Below are 18,583 nucleotides of genomic sequence, written 5' to 3' on the forward strand. Positions count from 1 at the left end.
TTTCATCAATTCTATCATCACTTTTGCGAATTTGTAACAAGATTGAAAAGGAAGTATGTACACCTTCGCTACTGTCTGTGAATCTACTATGATATAGTTGATACAAATATTCTTTTTTATCAAAATTTAGATTCACTCGGGGGAAATACTATGAAAAAGACAATGAGAAATACTTTTCTATATACATTCATCATATCGTTGGCTGCTGGATTGTCCATTGCAGCATCAGTTTCCGCTCATGCAGCCGTCACTTCATTCAAAGATGTGCCGAAAAGCTCAGACCACCATGCTGCAATATTGAACTTGGCCGAAAGGGGCATCATCCAAGGCTATGAAGATGGCACATTCCAGCCGGATGCGACATTGACGCGTGCGCATGCATCGAAAATCTTAGCGTTATCTCTCAAACTTGATACGAGAAACGTGAAAGATCCAGGCTTCAAAGATTTGAATAAAAACCAATGGTACTACGGATATGTCGCTGCACTTGCGAATGCAGGATACATCTCAGGTTTCGAAGACGGCACATTCCGGCCGAATGCACCGATGACACGTGCACACGCCTCGAAGATCATTGACTTGAGCTATAAACTTCCGCTCGAAGCGAATTCGGAAAACCCTTTCAAGGACGTCAGCAATTCCGCATGGTACGCAAAACATGTCCGAACGCTCGTTGAAAACAAAGTGACGAAAGGAAAAACGTCAATCACATTCGAACCGAATGCAAACGTCACACGCGCACAAATGGCATCATTTGTCGTACGCTCGGAAGACTTAGTAAGAGCCGCTAACATCGCCGAAGAAACGAAAACAAAAATTCGAGCCATCGTCCTTGAAAACAGCGCCATCGAAAAAGACGGAAAAAAAGTATCGCAAGCCTCGTACGATCAAAAAACCGATACACTAACGATGACTGCCTTTAATCGCGACGAAGGATTAAAAGCAATCCAAGGCCTTGGCTTCTTCTCTGACAAGCTCCTGGCCCTCGGCGTTTCTCACATACGCATCGCGGACGGCCCGCTCATCAATGTCGTCGACAATCGTACAGCTGCCAAACAGCAGCTCCAAGAATTAATGACAGATATGCTGAAGGCACCGAAAGACAAAACAAACGGAGACTTGGTGGCGAATAATATTAAAGTGACGCTCTTCGGCCAGAGTGAAGGCATTCAGTTTTGGGAGTATTTCATTGTGAATTTGCGGGTGTTTGTGGGAGAGAAGTAGAATAATTGTATGCTCCTTGGCAGTGGCAGCTTCCAAGGAGCTTTTCATTTTAGAAAGAAATATCGGAAAGAACAGCATTATGGTTAGTCAAAAAGCCCCGTTTTGGTGATAACTTTCATTATTCAATAGATAACTTCACGTATTCGATAGATAACTTCTCATATTCAATAGATATATTCTTTTCATCAATTAATAACTCGACCATTGTATACTAGTAATAAGAATCACCGATGGAGGGAGCGAATTTTAATGTTATCTGAAATGACATCTTTATTTCCATCTCTTGAAATCTTATCGTCCCGGCCTTCTTTAACTCGACAGCATGAATACCTTTTTCATCATCCACATGAAAACTGCTGGATACGGGTTTTGAAATCGGATGTTTCGACGCGTGACTATACGATGCTAGCTTCCTTTTTCACGGAAGTGCCATATACTCCTTCCCCATCTACTCCGACAATGGAAAGATGGATTCGTTTTTTGGAGGGGACAGGCAATTCGCCTATCGGCAATAAAACAGAAATCCGGGCCATTCATCTGATGCTTCGAAATGTCGATGTTGAGGAGCTGGAGGATGCAGTAAATGCATTTTTTGATGACAGCATGCAATTTGTATACATATCAGCTGACCAAGCGGTTTTGATCGAACAGAAATCGACTTATATACAAACCACCGAAGATTTGGCTTCGTTTGTAAGTGCGCTAGAAGCCGATTTCTTTATGAAAACTAAACTATACATCGGGAAATTTCATACGGCTGATAATTGTTATCATACGAAATTTGCCAAGGAGGCAGAGTGGTTCTTGCAAGGCATAACTTTACTGCCAAAAGAACGTATTTTTACAATGGAACTCCTCTTCCCTTCTTTCTTTATCCGTCAAGCATCACAAGAAATGTACGAGATGTTGCAAAGAGAAATTCTTGAACCGATCGGGTACGACGACAGCATGCTGGATACAGTGAGAGCGTTTTTTGAAAATGGATTCAACGCCTCCGTCACTTCCGAAAAATTGCATATTCATCGTAATACGTTGAACTATCGACTTGCCAAATTTCAAGAAACGACAGGTATATCTGTCCGTAATTTCGACGGTGCACTCGTAGCGTATTGCGCCAGCTTGCTCGCTTCTCGGTAAGAAGACAGTGTGCACAATACGTTACCGGCTTTGGAAGGTTGCCGCCCTGTACACTATTCCAATAGATAATAAAAAGACAGATCCCATCCTAATGGCGAGAAAGGCTTTTGCCTGTCCACCAAAAGGATGAATCTGTCCACTACTTATTTCTTTTCCTCATTCGCCTTCATAAAACACTTTTAACCCGCCATGTTTCTTTTGAAGGGCTCTCCAAGTGTTTGCCCATTTGTCTGGGTTTTCGAAGAAATCGTCATCCTTAATTCGATGAATCGAAGTGTGATAAGGAGCGTTCTTTACTTTCTCCGGATTTTCGTATGCTTCCTTGGCAATATGGCTCAATGAATTAATATATTCATCCAAATCAGCTTTGGAATACGATTCTGTCGGCTCAAGAGTGAATGGTTCTGGAACGACATAAGGATGGTGACTTGTCCAATATTGGTGGCCGAAGTCTGCCATACGTCTTGAGATGTCGTCTGTCGTGACACCCGTTTCCTCCGTCAGTTTTTCCCAGCTGTAACGCACTTGCTCAAGTCGTTTCCCTTTAATATACGGGGCACTGGCGCCTTGGATTTCCAATACTTTTGTATATAAATAGTTATTATTGAGAACAGCAATCTCTGCAACCGCTTTTAAACCATCCGCTCCAAGGGCACGGATCCATGCATACGCTCGTAGAATATTTTGTGGAACACCATGATAGGAGCGCACTTTGCCTATCGAATGCTCGAGCTGGTCATTCAACATGTAGCGGCCTCCCTCTTTTTCGACCAATGGCGCCGGGAGAAAGCTTGCTAATTCTTTCGTCACTCCTAAAGCTCCCGCAGCAGGACCGCCTGATGCATGCGGAGTGGAGAACGTTTTGTGCAAGTTGAAGAAGCACATGTCAAATCCTGCTTCTTTTGCACGGGTAATGCCTAATAGGCCGTTCGCGTTCGCTTGGTCGTAATAACAAATTCCGCCAGCTTCATGGACAATTTTTGTAAACTCTTTGATCTTATCATTATAAATACCTGTATCTTCCGGATTCGCTACGACAAACCCGGCTGTTCTGTCGGAAACGACCTTTTTCAATTCCTCAATATCAGGATAACCGTCCTTATCCGGATACAATGTAATCACTTTATAACCTTTTACGGCAGCTGTTGAAGCCTGCGATGGATGGGAGAAGATTGTCGTAATGATTTCGTCACGTTGTTCCCCTTCTCCTCGAGATTCATGATACGCGCGGACGATGGATGCCATCGCAAAGAGAGCTTGCGTTCCGGAACCTGATTGAAAGGAGAACTTGTCCATCCCTGAAATCTCTCTCATATACAGATCCAAATTATACGTAATCTCTAGTATCCCTTGGACCGTATCCATATCTTGCTTCGGATGCAGTGCCGCAATTTTAGGGCTTGCCGCAAATTCCTCATTGACGATAGGCGAATATTTCATCGTACATGTTCCTTGGCCCATTTCTACATTCATTGCCGCGCCAATGACTTCCTGTGATAAACGTAAATAATGTCGGAGGACACGATTTTGTGTAATTTCCGGCAACCCTTCAATTTTTCCACGGCGCAGTTCCGCAGGCAATTCAGATAGCACGTCTCCTGTCACCTCTTGGATGTCAGGATTCACATTTGGTAACTGAACGCCTCTTTGACCAGGCGTGTGAAGTTCAAATATAAGTGGTTCATCCCATTTGGCTTGCTGAAATGCCCGCACATCATGTTGTTCTAATTTTTGTACTTTCACTTTTCATTCCTCGCTTTCTTATTCGATAATTTCCTTCAACGCTTCCACTAATGTATCGATATCTTCTTTGGAATGGACTTCCGTTACACAAAATAATGCACTTTGCCCAAGCTCCTCGAATTCTTTCGATAAATCGATTCCTGCAAAAATCCCTTTCGCTTTTAGCGCCTTTGAAATTTCTGCTACTGTTTTCCCTGTCCCGCTGAAGTCGACTACGAATTCTTTGAAATTCAAGCTTCCGAATTTTGAAGGAGTAATCCCTTTCACTTCTTTCAACTTCTCGATGGCGTATCGTGAATTATGCATGATGAGCTCGCCCACTTCTTTCATTCCATGCGGTCCCATCAAAGCCAAGTAAACCCCAGCCGTTAAAGCCCACATGGAAGTTTGTGTGCCCACCGATTCCTTCCCCTTTTCCCGCTTTGCAAATGAAGTACGATCATAGAGAATATCCCCAAATCCATATTCCCCGTCTACAATCGTAGGAGCAATTCCGAATAAGCGGGAAGGGAACTCTTGGACATATTCAATTTCATCGCGGGTTGAAATGAAACCTGATAATCCGCCGCCGTAGCTCATATGGACCCCTAATGATTGAAGTTCGCCGCAAATAATATCCGCCCCATATTTACTTGGCGTTTCGAGCACCCCTAACGAAATCGGATCTACTCCGACAATCGACTCTGCTCCAGCACTCCGTGCAAGACGAGTGATCATTTTTCCTTCAGTTTCAATAAAACCTAAATAGCTCGGGTTTTCGAAATAGACAGCCGCAACCGATTCATCGAGTTTGCTTTTCAAGTCATCTATGCTCATTCTGCCGTTCTCTTCGCTGTAGCTGACTAGTTCGATCTTTATGTCAGGTGAGCAATAATTTTTGACGACTTGGAGCCGTTCAGGCGATATCGTTCCGGAAACGAGGGCAACTTTTCTTCCAGTCTTTCGGGCTGCCATTCGGATGGAAGTTGCGATAGCTTGAGCCCAGTCGAACGTCGGGATGTTCACTACATCCATTTCAAGCAACTCTCCCAGCAAACTTTGATATTCAAAGAGTGCTTGATAGCGGCCATGGTCTTCGAATTCATCTCCTGCGTAAGCGGTTAAAAATTCAGCTCGGGAGTTTATTTCATCACAGACTGCGGGAATGTAATGCTCCCAGCATCCGCCGCCCAAAAAGCTGATGACTTCTTGGGTGCTCGTATTTTTATTCATCGTCCCTTGGACAGTTTTTCGCAATTCCATTTCTGATAACGATTCCGGTATATTCATGCTCCCTTTGAAAAGAAGTTCGTCCGGAATAGCGTCAAATAGATCCTCTACCTTTTCAACTCCAATTTCCTTCAGCATTTGCTCCTTGATCTTCGGCTCCGAATTCGGTATATACGGATGTGCAAATTCAGTCAATATTAACTCCTCCTAATAAAAATAGTTTTACGCCAATCCTCCGCCATCTACTACTAGTGCACTTCCTGTGACCCACCCAGCTAGATCACTAGCTAGAAATAGGACAGACTTTGCAATATCATCAGGTGTTCCGATACGTTCAAGCGGCCGGTCAGCTCCTGAAGACTTCAAAAATGCCTCTTCGTCAACATTCAATTGCTTTGCTTCCCCGCGCAATAAAGGCGTGTCAGTATCCCCTGGATTAATGCTATTTACACGGATCTTGGAAGGACCGTGGTCAATCGCCATCGCACGCGTCAAGTTGACGACCCCCGCTTTGGCAGCACAATAACTCGCTGAATTATCCCCACCTTTAAGACCCCAGCCGGAGCCTGTATTGATAATGCTTCCGCCTCCGCTTCTTTCCATAACAGGGATCACATACTTGGATAATAGGAAAACACCTTTTAGCGAAACGTTCACAACCCGATCCCATTCTTCAGACGTGTGGTCGACGACCGTTTTCCGTGTGATAATTCCGGCATTGTTAAATAAAACATCGATCCGTCCAAACTTTCGAGCGATATCCTCCGTCACTTTTTTACAATCCTCTTCACTCGTTACGTCACATTTATATCCGACAGCCGAACTCGCATCAGCACTTAGCTCTTTTGCCTTTTCATGAACGAGAGATTCATTAATATCCAGAAGGGCGACTTTCATGCCCACTTTTGTAAATAACTTAGCCGTTGCAAAACCGATCCCGGATGCTCCACCTGTTACGACGGCAACTTTCCCTTCAACATTCAAAAGCTCTTCTGCAATGTTTTTCATTTGAAACAAGTCTCCTTTTCTTTTCTCGTACGTTTCGAATTCCGAATGTCACTCTTTGATGGAACCACCCATAATTCCTGACACAAAGTTCTTCTGGAATACTAGGAAAAAAATGAGTATGGGAATAATGGATAATGTTGTTCCTAACATGACCTGTCCATAATCGATACGAGCCAATCCGATCAAACCGGAAAGAGCGACAGGCAATGTCGACATTTCAGTTGTCTTCAACGTAATGAGCGGCCAAAGCAAGCTATTCCATTGAGACATGAAAAGAAATATCGATACGGCCGCAATTGCTGGACGCATTGTCGGCAAGATTATTTTGAAGAAAATTTTAAACTCCCCCGCCCCGTCAATTCTTGCAGCTTCAATCATGGAGTCCGGAACAGTCCCTAAATTTTGCTTCATCAAAAAGATTGCAAATGGAGAAGCTAAAGAAGGCAGGATAATCGCTTGGTATGTATTCAACCAATTTAGATTCACCATAATTTCAAAAAGTGGAATTAAAGTGACTTGAAAAGGAATCATCAACGTACATAAAATAATGAAAAAACTTACCGTTTTCCCCTTAAAGTTATATTTCGAGAAGGCGTAACCTGCCATTGATGCGATGAGAACACTTAAAAATGTTGAAGTAAATGAAATGAAAATGGAGTTCCAAATGACCCTTCCAATTTGCATCGACTCGTTCAATGACTTCATGTTTTCAAACAAATGAGTTCCCGGCATTAATGAGGGAGGGATACTTAAAATCTGTCCTGACGTTTTAGTAGAGCCGATAATCATCCAGTAAAATGGAAACAATGAAATAATGACACCAATCAACAGAAAAGCATACATGGCTATTTTTGTACGTACAGCTGATTGTTTCATTAGTTTTCATCTCCGATCAGTTTGATCTGCAACCAAGAAATAGCAGCGATGATAATTACCAACACATACGCCATTGCCGATGCATATCCGAAATTGAAATACTTGAATCCAGTTTCATATAAATATAGAGTGATCGTCATCGTCGCATTATTCGGACCGCCCCCTGTCAGGATATACACTTCATCAAATAACTGGAGCGTGCCAATTGTCGAGATGACAATGGTAAAAATGAAAACCGGTTTAAGCAGAGGCAATGTAATTTTAAAAAACTTTTTTAACGTACTCGCGCCATCTATTTCTGCCGCCTCATACAGTTCATCCGGGATAGTTTGCAAGCCTGCTAAAAAGATGACCATATTGTATCCGACCCACCGCCACGTCATCACTGTCACAACCGCAACCTTGGACCAAAACGGGTGGCTTAGCCAACTGATCGGCTCCACTCCGAACATGCTTAAAAAATAGTTTGCCAATCCATAGTGCTCATCCAAAATAATCATGAATACTAAAGATGCGGCTACTAAAGCTGTGATAGCAGGCAAGAAAAATGCCGTACGAAACAAACCTTTAAATTTTAAAGCGGTTGAATTCAGCAAAGTGGCAAGGATCACCGATAACGTGATCATGATAGGAACTTGGATGATAAGCAGCTGGAACGTATTGCCTAACGACTTGTAAAAAACCGGGTCCCGAAACAATTTGGAGTAATTGGCCAATCCGACGAACTCGGTAATTCCGCCTTTGGTACTTTGAAAGCTTAATACCAATGACGAAATGACAGGATAAACCGTAAAGGCAAGTAGGAAAATGACAGCAGGTGCTAAGAAATAATAGGGTGCTGTCTTTGGTGAAATCTGAAATAATCTCTCTTTCTTCTTGTTTACATTCATACCTTTCACCCCAAATGTCCGAAGAGGAACGGGGGCATTCCTCTTCGCAGACTTAATCTCCAACCTTAGTTAATTTCATTTTCTAACTGTTTTTTTGCATTTTCCAATGACTCTTTGACCGGCTTATTATCCAATAGAATGGTTGCCTGCGTATTCGCCATGATTTTTCCAGCCTGGGCATTATATTCTGTCGCTGTAACTTTAGGAATTTCCCCAACGATATCCGCGAACTTTTTAAAAATTGGACTGTTGTTAAAAAACTCACTTTCTTCGGTGAAAATAGGTGAATCATAAGTAGTTTTCAAAGACGGAAATAAACCATATTTTTCAAACCCTAATAATTGAATCTCTTTATCGGTAGTAAAGTATTCTACAAAAGCATAGGCGGTCGCTTTGTTTTTTGAGTACTCTGAAATCGTAATCGCTGAACCGCCCACGTTTGCATATCGTGAGCTGCCTTCTTTGAACTCCGGCAAATAGAACATGTCCCATTTACCAGCCAAATCCGGAGCTTGGTCCATAATCGTCCCCGAATACCAAGCGCCATAAGGAATCGTTGCCACATCTCCGTTGACTGTTGCCGTTACAATGCCATTCCATCCGCTGTTATTTAAAACGATTCCTTCATCATAAAATTTCTTCACCATCTCCATAGCACGGATCGCTTCTTCGGAATCGATGTCGATGTTCCCATCTTCATCAAAATAGGACTTGCCCTGCTGCTGCATCATCATCTCAAAGACGCCGGCGTAATTGGCGATATCAATCGGAAGCATTTTCACGCCGGTTTTTTCTTTCATCTGGATGCCTGCTTCTAAAAAGTCATCCCACGTCTTAATATCATCAGCATTTATGCCTGCTTCCTCGAAAAGATCTACACGGTAAAAGATGCCTGCCGGACCGATATCCCAAGGCGCCGCGCCCAGCTTTCCATCTACAGTGACACTTTCCAGCTTTGATTCGCTGAACAATTCCTTATGCTTGTCATATCCCATCTTCGACAAATCCACAAAGCCATTCGGGAATTGCTTTAAATAGCCTGGAATCCTTTCATCTTCCATTAAGATAACGTCAGGTAATCCAGCCCCCTTTGACACCAATCCGACAGTCAGCTTCTCGTATAAATCACCGCTGCTAAAATCTTCAACCTTCACGGTAACGTCTGGATACTTTTCATTGAATTTTTCGATGGAAGCTTTAAATGTTTCAGCCGCTACATCCCATCCCCATACAGTAATTTCACCGCCAATCTCCCCGTCTGCAAAATCAGAGCTTGCTTCGCCGTTTTCTTTGTTTGAACAAGCTGCCAGCAACAGTAAAACTCCCATTGTTAAAAACAAGAATGCTTTTCTCATCTTTACACCCCTCAGCTTCCCTTTTATAATTTTTCCAGATAAATCAATTTCTCGTCTCTCTCCTTCTTCGAGAACAAGGAAATTTTCACTTGTAATTGAAACTCTTCAAATTTACAGCGATACGTTTCCAATTGGTTCTGGCCACATGAATTAGAGCCAAGTCCGTTTTGCTTATAATCGATATGGAGGACGATATAATCTCTCTTCGTTAGCTCAATGGTGTGCTTTGCCTGTTCCAAATCGGCCTCTTCGTAATACGATGCACTAAAGTCAAAATCCATGTTTTGCTTTGTTACCATAAGTCCTGCACCATTATAATTGGTGGCACTCATCCATCTCGTCTCTGTTCGGTTTCCGTTTGCTTGTGGATGTACATAGTTGGTAAATAGTCCATCCACGTTATTATCGTAAACTCCGATTAGCTGCGATTGTTTTGAGTCGGAATAGGACTCCCCTGGCCCTTTCCCAAGCCACTTAATATGGTCCATTGTTTTGTTGAGCTTCATTTCGACACCAATCCTCGGAATCATCAACGGAGCTTGGTCCAATTCCCCTGATGGCTTGCCACTTACTTCATACTGGATATCTCCGTTCGGGTAGATTACATATTGCTGGCTGCAACGGTAAAACCAAGAGGCATTCGTCGTCCCGTTTACAGTATCGATGGAAATAACAACCTTGTTGTCTTCCTTTGTAAAATGGAAACGCTCCACCCTTTCATGCCATAAATGCATAAAATACTTCTCTTTATAGTCTTTTAACAGATACATATCATTGTCGATCGGCGCCCGCCAAAATTGTAATCTTGGTCCCGCTTCAATCAACTCGACATTGTCTTTTGTCCCCGCCAATAATTTGCCTGCAATTTTGTCAAAGACCCATTTGAATCGCTCCGAATAGACAGTCAGTTGCCATTGTGATTCTTCGACAAAGATCTCTCCGGAAGGAGCCAATTCTATTTCCTCTTTCTTCACTTGCAGCTCGAACTGGGCTGTCGCAAGTACATGTCCAGCCTGACACCAGTCAGTAAATCGATTTGTTGAGTAATAGATGGTTATTAACACATCACCCGCATACACCTTTTGGAAATCAAAATCGAAAGGAAGCGTAATTTCTTTCCCCGACCGCGCCGGTATACATGGCAACGGGAACTCCCCGCTTGAAAGGACGGTGTCATCCATCGTAATTTCATAGTTCAGCGTCAAATGGTCTAGTGAGATGAAATCGTACTTATTCTCAATTTTCAGGTGTCCTTTTTCCAAGTCGATCACATGAGTATGAACAGGTTCGATAACCTTCTTGTACTCTAGTAATGCCGGCGATGGAGTACGATCGGGCATCAGGAGTCCGTCAATGCAGAAGTTTCCATTTGTCGGGTCATCTCCAAAATCACCGCCATAGCGATAATACACTTCGCCATTCTCTCCGACTGTCTCAATTCCATGATCAAACCATTCCCAAATGAAGCCGCCTTGTAGATGATCATGTGCATAAATCAGTTCCTGATATTCCTTCAATCCACCTGGCCCGTTCCCCATCGCATGGCCGTATTCGCAATGAACATGCGGTTTTTCACTCAACTCGATAATATCGTTCATTGTCTTACGGCCTTTTGGCTGATTCTCAATCCATGTATACATCGTCGAATATACGTCAGTGACCTCTGCCTTCGAATCACCTTCATAATGGATCAAACGAGTTGAATCGATTTCTCTTGCCGCTTCTGCCATCTTCTTAAAACAATGACCAAATCCCGATTCATTTCCTAATGACCACATAATGATGGAAGGATGGTTTTTGTCACGCTGGACCATGCGTATCATCCGGTCAACCATCACTTTCTCCCAGTCAGCTCCATCAGCAATCCGGTTGTAGTTGGCGGTCAATTCAAATCCATGTGTTTCAACGTCGGCCTCATCAATGACATACATGCCATATTTGTCACATAACTCGTAGAAATACGGAGAGTTCGGATAATGTGCCGTCCGGATCGCATTGATATTATGTTGTTTCATTAATGTAATGTCTTTGATCATATCTTCTTTCGATACGACCCTTCCCGTTCGCGGGTTGTAATCGTGTCGGTTTACACCTTTCAACTTAATGGCGGCACCATTCACCGTGAACGTTTTGCCTTTCAGTTCTATCATTCTGAAACCAACGTTTTGCTTCACAACTTCCTGGATTTCACCGTTACACATAAAAGTTATAAGTAACTGATACAACGATGGACATTCTGCACTCCATAGTTTCGGAGCTTCTACCTTCTTTTCAAAGACATTCGTCTCTTCAGTAATGTCGACTTCTTCTTGGAACACGCTCTTTCCGTCTTCATCGAATAGTTCATAGTGTATGGAACAGCCCGTTTTCACATGGCGGAATTGTCCTGTCACTCGCAGTAGAGCGCTTTCATATTTCTCATCCAATTCGGTTTCTATTTTGAAATCCTGGATTCCGGTCACTTTTTGCGTAAAAAGCTCCACATCCCGAAATATGCCGCTTAACCACCACATATCTTGATCTTCCAAATAGGTTCCATCAGACCATTGGTATACTCTGACGGTAATGTCATTCCAACCTTCCTGGACGTAAGATGACACGTCGAATTCGGTAGTCAAACGAGAACCTTTTCCATAGCCGGCTTCCTCGCCGTTGATCCAAAGATGAAAAGCGGAATCTACGCCATTGAAGCGAAGTATGGTTTGTTCCTTCAGCCAATCAGCTGGGATGTAAAAGCTCCTTTTGTAAATGCCGGTTGGATTTTCGGTAGGCACATAGGGAGGATTGATCGGAAAGTTGTACCACAGATCTGAATAGTGCATGTTGCCGTATCCTTTCATCTGCCAATTGCTCGGGACTTCTATCGAATCCCATGCTTCGGTATCAAAATCCGCATTTTCAAATCCTTCCGGCGAGTATTCCGGCGCCTTCAAAAATAAGAATTTCCATTCTCCATTCAACAACTTATAAGTTGTTTCAGAAGAGAAATCATTTTTCTCTGCGTTTCTTTTCGTACTGAACGCATGGAAGTATGCCCGACTTTTCAATACTTGGATGCCGGTCATTGTGTAATCTTCCCAAACTTTATAGTTTGCCATTGCTTTCCCCTTTCGCCCCTAACTAAGAATATCTTTCTATTTGCTAAACCGTATAAGACATTCGAATTCGTAGAGCAAATCGCTTAGTTAATTAAATTAATTAATTAGGATTCTAGCATTTCGTTTTTTCGCTGTCAATAGTTTTCGGAATGTTTTAACTAGAATTATCATTAACTATTCTTCGGATGGAATAACGTGTCTAAAACAATTGCTATGGCTCCTTTGACGGTACTATCTGATCCAAGCTTAGCTAACACGACTTCCGTATCCTTTACTTGTTGCGTCAATCCCCTATCTTGGATTGCTCTTTTTATGCTCGGCATAATAAATTCACTTGCCATGGATACGCCTCCTCCAATGACAATTCGCTCCGGGTTGAGCAAATGGATCAGATTGATAATCCCGATGCCGATGACTGTTCCGGTTCTCTCCAGCACTCGAATTGCTATTTCATTGCCTTCCTTGGCCAATTTATAGACCGTTTCACCAGACAAAGGTTCCTCCAATTGATTAATCATCTCAAGCGTCATTTCTTTTTTGGCCTGTCTCGCAATGGCATCGCCTGTTGCAAGGGTTTGCAAACATCCAACATTTCCGCACTCGCAGAGCTCTCCATACAAATCGATCGTCATATGTCCAATTTCCCCTGCCACGCTTTGCGCGCCGTAAAAAAGCTTCCCGTTTAAAATGATTCCTGATCCGACACCGCTGCCAATATTAAGCGCCACGAGCGTCTCCAGACCTCCATGCTCATCAAACCAATATTCACCCATTGCCATCGCTCTGGCGTCATTATCGACTGTGACATCCATGTCGAATTCTTCCTCAAGACGCTGCTTAATCGGTACGTTTTTAAATCCTAAGTTAGGAGCGAATAAACCTGTCCCAGTCACTGCATCTACAGCCCCATGCATAGCAACCCCTATGCCGATCACTTTCTCTTTCGGAATGTCCGCATGGAGCAAATTTTGAATGCCGATGATCATTTCTTGCAAGAATCGCTCTTCAGAAATGCCCTTTATGGATGGACTAGTATACTCTTTTATTGTTTGTCCCTCCAAATTGGTAAGGATGCATCTAATATGAGCTGGTCCAGCGTCCACTCCTATGACAAAAAGATAATTGCTATTCAACATTAAGAGAGTTGGTTTGCGTCCTCCCTGTGACTCTCCCAATTGCGTCTCCCTGATTAGCCCCTTTTCCAGCAATCCTTTGACAATATTGCCGACAGTCGGCGGTGTAAGCCCTGTTTCACTAGCAATCTGTGCTCTAGATATAGGTGCGTTTTTTCGAATTTTATTCAATACGATCGTCCGGTTTATAGACTTCATCCATTTAAAAGTACCATGTCTCAATGTCTTCATCCTTCCTTGTATCTTTTCAAGTGAGCATCGTTTCTTTTCCATTATACACAGGTACATATTTTAATAAATATTTTAATGATTGCAACATTTGGATAGTTATTGTACAATTTTGGTATTCGAATTCTTTTTTTCAGTTGTATTATCGCTAGTTAGATAATTAATTTAATTAAGTAAGTATATTCTCTCTTAAATTATAAAGTAGGTGATGAAATGGATGTGACAGATAAAGTCGTAATTGTCACAGGATCAGGCAAAGGAATTGGAAGAGCAATTGCTGAAGAATATGGAAGAAGAAAAGCTATCGTCATTGTGGCAGAGGTGGATGAAAAGGCAGGTCAAGACGCCGAACAAACAATTACTGAAAATGGTGGCCAAGCATTGTTCATCCAAACGGATGTTACTGATGAAAGCAGCATTAAACAAATGATTGAGACGGCTGTGAATAAATTTGGAACCGTCGATACCATTGTCAATAACGCAGGCATCACAATTTTCAAATCGATTGAAGACTGCACAATGCAAGATTGGGAACTCGTCATGAATACTGATCTAAGAAGCATTTTCTTAACGAGTAAATATATAACGGGTGTCATGAAGGAAAATGGCGGCGGATCTATCATTAACATCGCTTCCAACCATGTGCATGCAACGCTGCCAGATACGGAGATGTACGCTGCGGCTAAGTCCGGTGTAGTCGGATTTACAAAGAGTTTGGCATTGAGCCTTGGTAAATATGGTATCCGTGTAAATGCTGTATGTCCCGGATTTATGGACACGCATCACCACCAAAATTGGCTATCTACATTTGAGGATCAGGAATTCATCCAAAAAGAAGTGGATGGATTGCATGCGACGAATAAGATGGGCAATCCGCAAGAAGTGGCTAACGTTTGCGTTTTTCTGTCTTCCGGTCTAGTGAACCAAATGACAGGTTCATGTATAACGTTGGATGGCGGGCTAAGTACGAGACTGTATCATTCGAAATATGCCTAAAAAGGACTGATGGTAATGGATGTGTTGACAATCGGGGAAAGCATGGTAGTCCTTTCGCCCAAAACTCCAGGTGCAATGCGTTACTGTACAGAATTCACCCGTTTTTTTGCCGGTGCAGAGTCAAACGTAGCCATTGCACTCACCCGCCTCGGTCATTCTGTCAGCTGGGTCAGCCAAGTCGGAGACGACGAATTTGGCACAGCACTATTATCCTTCGTCCGTGGAGAAGGTGTGGATACATCATGTGTAAAAGTGAGCGATGCAGGACCGACCGGGTTGCTATTTAAGGAAATCAGGCATTTTGATGATATTCGCATTCAATATTATCGGGACGGTTCTGCCGCCTCTTACATGCACCCTGGTATCTTGTCGGAAGAACAATTTATCGGATTAAAAATCTTTCATGTGACCGGCATCACTCCAGGAATTAGCGAATCAGCCTATGAACTAATCATGCAAGCATTGGACTGGTGTAAAAAATACGGAGTGACCGTCGTATTCGATCCGAATATCCGTGCAAAGTTTTTAAAACAGCCTATGTATTTGCAAAAGCTGAAGCAGATCTTATCGTATGCGGACGTGTTTTTGCCGAATGTGCAGGAAGCCTCTCAATTGCTTGGCATGCAGACGATACAGGAACTGGCCAAATCGGCTCTTTCATTGGGAATAAAGACAATCGTCATCAAAGACGGAAAAACAGGTGCTTACTATTTCACTTCCGAGGAGGAAGGCTTCGTTCCCCACTTCGACGTGACTATCGTTGATTCTGTAGGTGCTGGTGATGCCTTTGCCGCCGGAATCATTTCTGGCTTGCTGGATGGACTTCCATTGGAGAAGACCGTCCGGACTGCCAATGCGATGGGCGCTTTGGCAATAACGGCAGTCGGCGACATTACAAATCTTCCAACCCCTCGTGAACTTGAACAATTCATGAATGGTAGTCGAGCGGACAATGTAAGTAGATAAGGAGGAGCCATGCAACAGACGCTAACAAGCATATATGAACATAAAATAATTGCGATTCTTAGGCGATTACATGAAGAAGATATATATCCGATTGTAGAGGCACTTGTGAAAGGGAATATCCGATTGATTGAAATAACGGCGGATACAGAAAATATCCTGTCGATCATTGAAAATCTTAAAAAGAAATACGGTGGATTATTGACGATTGGTGTAGGAACAGTATTACATCCGGATCAGATTGCTTCCTATATCCAAGCTGGGGCAAGTTTCATATTATCCCCTAATCTGAACGAATCCGTTATCAGGCGGACGAAAGAGGTAGGTGCGGTTTCCATTCCCGGAGCACTTACGCCTTCCGAGATTGTAAACGCGTATGACTATGGTGCGGATATCGTGAAATTATTTCCTGCAAACAGATTTGGACCAGCTTATATAAAGGATTTACAAGGTCCGCTTCCCCATATTCCGCTCCTCCCTACCGGAGGAATTGACGAAACAACGATCGAACAGTATTTGAAAATGGACTGTGCCGGCTTCGGAGTGAGCAGCGGCCTTCATACAAATTGTACAAACCCTGACACCGTCCATTTGCAGACCATTACGGATACCGCACAAAAACTAGTAAGACAAGTTCAAGGAGTGAAACGGAATGCGTGAAGCGAACCTTTTTTACCAAATGGAAGCAGAGCTAGGAGAAGGTCCTGTGTTCCACGCTGAAACGAATACTTTACTTTGGACAGATATTCTGAAGAAGCAATTACATTTCTATTCTTTGGACGATAACGAAGTAAAAACAATTCAAACCGATCGGCATATCGGGGCCTTCTCCTTCGTTGATGAACAGACATTACTCGTTGCTGCGGAAAATGGATTTTCTTTCTTTGATATAAGGCAAGAATCGTTTCGGTTCATCGCAGATCCTGAATCGGAGTTGCCCGGCAACCGTTTCAATGACGGCAAATGTGATGCAAAAGGACGTTTTTGGGCTGGCACTATGGAATTTGCACCTTCCTCCCCTAACGGAAACCTGTACCGATTGGATGGCAATCAACAAATCACAAAGGCAGCATCTACTATTATCATTTCAAACGGCCTTGCTTGGAATCAGGACAATACGAAAATGTATCATGTGGACAGTGGACGAAACACCATCTATGAATACAAATTCGAGTTGGAATCAGGTGCAATCCAAGACCGGAAACCGCTCTATACGTTTGAGGAAAGCGATGGAACACCTGACGGTATAGCAATTGATTCCAATGATTGTCTATACATCGCAATGTGGGGCGGCTCAAAAGTCATCTATTTCAATCCTGCCACATGTGAAATTATGGATGAAATAAGTATTCCCGCCCCCCATGTCACGTCCGTAACATTTGGTGGCCGAGACTTCAGAACACTATTTATTACAACAGCGAGAGACGGCCTAAGCTCTGAGGAGCTTCACCAATTCCCGCTATCGGGAAGTGTCTTTTCCGTGGACATCCCGGTTGCCGGCCTCCCGTTGTACCCATACCTACCCGAAGAAAGGAATGTTTCGGTGTGAAAATCGTTAGCTATGAACTTTTTAAAGTTCCCCCTCGCTGGTTATTTCTCAAAATCACGACATCTGACGGAATAATTGGATGGGGCGAACCTGTCATCGAAGGAAAAGCGGATACTGTAAAAGCGGCAGTCATCGAAATGATGGAACAGCTTATTGGAAAAAACCCATTTCATATCGAAGATCACTGGAATATGATGTACCGAAGCGGATTTTACCGGGGCGGACCTATTTTAATGAGCGCAATTGCCGGAATTGACCAAGCTCTATGGGATATTAAAGGCAAGTTTTACAATGCACCGATCTATGAATTGATGGGCGGTGCATGTCGCGATAAAATCAAAACTTATGCGTGGGTAGGAGGCGATCGTCCTTCTGATTTAATCGCCTCGACTCAAGCGGTCGTCAATACCGGCTTTGATACCGTAAAGATGAATGCATCCGAGGAGCTGCAAATAATTGATTCCTATAAAAAAGTCGATCAAGTCATCGAACGCATCGGCGCTCTGCGTGATCATTTTGGCGATACGATCGACTTCGGAATCGACTTCCACGGCCGAGTACATAAGCCGATGGCAAAGGTGTTAATAAAAGAACTCGAGCAATTCAGGCCCTTATTCATTGAAGAGCCTATTTTACCTGAACAGAACGATGCGTTAAAGGTACTAAGCCAGCTAAGCTCTACACCGATTGCCATCGGTGAAAGAATGTTTTCTCGCTGGGATTTTAAGACGGCTTTGGCAGACGGTTATGTGGACATCATTCAGCCCGATCTGTCGCACGCTGGCGGAATAACAGAAGTGAAAAAGATTGCTTCGATGGCAGAAGCCTACGACGTAGCACTTGCCCCTCACTGCCCATTAGGTCCCATTGCACTCGCTGCTTGTTTACAAGTTGACGCCACGTCCTATAATGCTTTTATTCAAGAGCAAAGTTTAGGGATCCACTATAACGAACGAAACGACATGCTTGATTATGTAATAGAAGACCAATCATTTACGTATGAAAATGGATTTTTGCACATACCAAAGCTGCCAGGATTGGGCATAGAGATTAACGAAGAATACGTCAGAGAAATGAGTAAAATCGGCCATCAATGGAAGAATCCAATTTGGCGTCATGCAGACGGATCGATTGCCGAGTGGTAAGTGATGGCAGGAAGGGGCAAAGATGCTGA

15 protein-coding genes are annotated in these 18,583 nt (G+C 43.1%); 7 read left to right on the forward strand and 8 right to left on the reverse strand.

What is annotated here, in order from left to right:
* The first annotated feature begins 150 nt into the window (after positions 1–150).
* Both ACTHPA_RS00065 and ACTHPA_RS00070 read left to right on the forward strand, forming a co-directional pair.
* Entirely contained in the window at positions 151–1,224 is a 1,074-nt protein-coding gene (locus tag ACTHPA_RS00065; RefSeq protein ID WP_440498014.1) for an S-layer homology domain-containing protein, read from the forward strand.
* Positions 1,225–1,473: 249 nt separating this feature from the next.
* A complete protein-coding gene (locus tag ACTHPA_RS00070; RefSeq protein WP_440498015.1) occupies positions 1,474–2,361 on the forward strand; it encodes a PucR family transcriptional regulator in 888 nt (295 codons plus the stop codon).
* 156 nt (positions 2,362–2,517) lie between these two features.
* Here ACTHPA_RS00070 and gcvPB read toward each other — a convergent pair whose 3' ends face one another.
* From gcvPB to ACTHPA_RS00110, 8 genes are all read right to left on the reverse strand, one after another.
* Positions 2,518–4,104 (reverse strand): aminomethyl-transferring glycine dehydrogenase subunit GcvPB, encoded by a 1,587-nt coding sequence (gene gcvPB / locus ACTHPA_RS00075; RefSeq protein ID WP_440498016.1) that lies wholly within the window; start codon positions 4,102–4,104, stop codon positions 2,518–2,520.
* Between the two features lie 18 nt (positions 4,105–4,122).
* Positions 4,123–5,508 carry an aminomethyl-transferring glycine dehydrogenase subunit GcvPA gene (gene gcvPA / locus ACTHPA_RS00080; RefSeq protein WP_440498017.1) on the reverse strand — a complete coding sequence of 462 codons (1,386 nt, stop codon included), beginning with the start codon at positions 5,506–5,508 and terminating at the stop codon, positions 4,123–4,125.
* Positions 5,509–5,535: 27 nt separating this feature from the next.
* Entirely contained in the window at positions 5,536–6,321 is a 786-nt protein-coding gene (locus tag ACTHPA_RS00085; protein ID WP_440498018.1) for an SDR family NAD(P)-dependent oxidoreductase, read from the reverse strand.
* A gap of 48 nt (positions 6,322–6,369) precedes the next feature.
* A complete protein-coding gene (locus tag ACTHPA_RS00090) occupies positions 6,370–7,197 on the reverse strand; it encodes a carbohydrate ABC transporter permease (RefSeq protein ID WP_440498019.1) in 828 nt (275 codons plus the stop codon).
* Complete coding sequence (locus ACTHPA_RS00095) at positions 7,197–8,087, reverse strand: carbohydrate ABC transporter permease (RefSeq protein ID WP_440498020.1); 891 nt, start codon at positions 8,085–8,087, stop codon at positions 7,197–7,199. Before ACTHPA_RS00095 ends, ACTHPA_RS00090 begins: the two co-directional genes overlap by 1 nt.
* A gap of 65 nt (positions 8,088–8,152) precedes the next feature.
* The gene (locus ACTHPA_RS00100) at positions 8,153–9,442 is read right to left on the reverse strand and encodes an ABC transporter substrate-binding protein (RefSeq protein WP_440498021.1); all 1,290 of its coding nucleotides are present in this window, start codon (positions 9,440–9,442) and stop codon (positions 8,153–8,155) included.
* 23 nt (positions 9,443–9,465) lie between these two features.
* Entirely contained in the window at positions 9,466–12,540 is a 3,075-nt protein-coding gene (gene ebgA / locus ACTHPA_RS00105; protein ID WP_440498022.1) for a beta-galactosidase subunit alpha, read from the reverse strand.
* A 170-nt stretch (positions 12,541–12,710) separates the two neighbouring features.
* A complete protein-coding gene (locus ACTHPA_RS00110) occupies positions 12,711–13,904 on the reverse strand; it encodes an ROK family protein (protein WP_440498023.1) in 1,194 nt (397 codons plus the stop codon).
* 210 nt (positions 13,905–14,114) lie between these two features.
* Between ACTHPA_RS00110 and ACTHPA_RS00115 the strand changes: the two genes are divergently transcribed.
* The 5 genes from ACTHPA_RS00115 to dgoD are packed head-to-tail and all read left to right on the forward strand — an operon-like array spanning position 14,115 to position 18,554.
* The gene (locus ACTHPA_RS00115) at positions 14,115–14,897 is read left to right on the forward strand and encodes an SDR family NAD(P)-dependent oxidoreductase (RefSeq protein WP_440498024.1); all 783 of its coding nucleotides are present in this window, start codon (positions 14,115–14,117) and stop codon (positions 14,895–14,897) included.
* A gap of 15 nt (positions 14,898–14,912) precedes the next feature.
* The gene (locus ACTHPA_RS00120) at positions 14,913–15,863 is read left to right on the forward strand and encodes a sugar kinase (RefSeq protein ID WP_440498025.1); all 951 of its coding nucleotides are present in this window, start codon (positions 14,913–14,915) and stop codon (positions 15,861–15,863) included.
* Between the two features lie 9 nt (positions 15,864–15,872).
* Positions 15,873–16,520: a bifunctional 4-hydroxy-2-oxoglutarate aldolase/2-dehydro-3-deoxy-phosphogluconate aldolase gene (locus ACTHPA_RS00125; RefSeq protein WP_440498026.1), complete on the forward strand. Its 648-nt coding sequence runs from the start codon at positions 15,873–15,875 to the stop codon at positions 16,518–16,520.
* Positions 16,513–17,409 (forward strand): SMP-30/gluconolactonase/LRE family protein, encoded by an 897-nt coding sequence (locus tag ACTHPA_RS00130; RefSeq protein ID WP_440498027.1) that lies wholly within the window; start codon positions 16,513–16,515, stop codon positions 17,407–17,409. Before ACTHPA_RS00125 ends, ACTHPA_RS00130 begins: the two co-directional genes overlap by 8 nt.
* Positions 17,406–18,554 (forward strand): galactonate dehydratase, encoded by a 1,149-nt coding sequence (gene dgoD, locus ACTHPA_RS00135; protein WP_440498028.1) that lies wholly within the window; start codon positions 17,406–17,408, stop codon positions 18,552–18,554. The genes ACTHPA_RS00130 and dgoD overlap by 4 nt, the downstream gene beginning before the upstream one ends.
* The last annotated feature ends 29 nt before the right edge of the window (positions 18,555–18,583 follow it).

The organism is Sporosarcina sp. SAFN-015, assembly GCF_051966875.1.
GTDB lineage: Bacteria > Bacillota > Bacilli > Bacillales_A > Planococcaceae > Sporosarcina.

Excerpts from the sequence above, each read along its gene's own strand:
- ACTHPA_RS00065 (WP_440498014.1), top strand. The coding sequence starts at position 151 with ATGAAAAAGACAATGAGAAATACTTTTCTATATACATTCATCATATCG.
- ACTHPA_RS00070 (WP_440498015.1), top strand. The coding sequence starts at position 1,474 with ATGTTATCTGAAATGACATCTTTATTTCCATCTCTTGAAATCTTATCG.
- ACTHPA_RS00085 (WP_440498018.1), bottom strand. The coding sequence starts at position 6,321 with ATGAAAAACATTGCAGAAGAGCTTTTGAATGTTGAAGGGAAAGTTGCC.
- ACTHPA_RS00090 (WP_440498019.1), bottom strand. The coding sequence starts at position 7,197 with ATGAAACAATCAGCTGTACGTACAAAAATAGCCATGTATGCTTTTCTG.
- ACTHPA_RS00095 (WP_440498020.1), bottom strand. The coding sequence starts at position 8,087 with ATGAATGTAAACAAGAAGAAAGAGAGATTATTTCAGATTTCACCAAAG.
- ACTHPA_RS00100 (WP_440498021.1), bottom strand. The coding sequence starts at position 9,442 with ATGAGAAAAGCATTCTTGTTTTTAACAATGGGAGTTTTACTGTTGCTG.
- ebgA (WP_440498022.1), bottom strand. The coding sequence starts at position 12,540 with ATGGCAAACTATAAAGTTTGGGAAGATTACACAATGACCGGCATCCAA.
- ACTHPA_RS00110 (WP_440498023.1), bottom strand. The coding sequence starts at position 13,904 with ATGAAGACATTGAGACATGGTACTTTTAAATGGATGAAGTCTATAAAC.
- ACTHPA_RS00115 (WP_440498024.1), top strand. The coding sequence starts at position 14,115 with ATGGATGTGACAGATAAAGTCGTAATTGTCACAGGATCAGGCAAAGGA.
- ACTHPA_RS00120 (WP_440498025.1), top strand. The coding sequence starts at position 14,913 with ATGGATGTGTTGACAATCGGGGAAAGCATGGTAGTCCTTTCGCCCAAA.
- ACTHPA_RS00125 (WP_440498026.1), top strand. The coding sequence starts at position 15,873 with ATGCAACAGACGCTAACAAGCATATATGAACATAAAATAATTGCGATT.
- ACTHPA_RS00130 (WP_440498027.1), top strand. The coding sequence starts at position 16,513 with ATGCGTGAAGCGAACCTTTTTTACCAAATGGAAGCAGAGCTAGGAGAA.